1 protein-coding gene is annotated in these 384 nt (G+C 66.4%); it reads right to left on the bottom strand.

Annotated elements, in window-relative coordinates; all coding sequences use genetic code 11:
- Positions 1-63: 63 nt before the first annotated feature.
- On the bottom strand, positions 64-306 hold the full coding sequence (locus SOP85_RS31290) for a hypothetical protein (protein ID WP_323629446.1): 243 nt from the start codon (positions 304-306) through the stop codon (positions 64-66).
- Positions 307-384 lie beyond the last annotated feature (78 nt).

Below are 384 nucleotides of genomic sequence, written 5' to 3'. Positions count from 1 at the left end.
CCGTTGCCGGCCGCATGCGCGATGGAATCGGTCAGGTAGGGTGTACCGAGTGGCATGTTGACCTCACGGGGTTGTGAACGGTGCACCAGCGGCCGTCAGCGCGGCGAGCAGGTCGGCCGGGATGGGCTGGGTGTCGCCGATGTTGAACTGGACGATTGAGCCGTTCCAGGAGAACGAGAACGGCGCCGTCGGCGTGATGGTCGCCATGCTCGGGAAGAGCGCCGCCACTTGGGACGGCGGCACCTCCGAGATGACGCCATTGATCTCGACCGGCACAACGTCGGGGAGAAAGCTGCTGCCTGACATGAGGGCTCCAGCGCAGGGGCGCGAAGCCCCTGCTGTTCAGGTTGTGGCGATCAGCCCGCGTGCTCGAACACCACGGCG

The sequence above is a fragment of the Pseudomonas sp. YuFO20 genome (assembly GCF_035064975.1).
In the GTDB taxonomy this organism is placed as follows: Bacteria; Pseudomonadota; Gammaproteobacteria; order Pseudomonadales; family Pseudomonadaceae; genus Aquipseudomonas; species Aquipseudomonas putida_AE.
The sequence above is the reverse complement of the archived record's forward strand: the minus strand, read 5'-3'. Positions and strand labels throughout refer to the sequence as shown.

What these genes read in the sequence shown, in the direction of transcription:
- SOP85_RS31290 (WP_323629446.1), bottom strand. Translation starts at nt 306, where the DNA reads ATGTCAGGCAGCAGCTTTCTCCCCGACGTTGTGCCGGTCGAGATCAAT.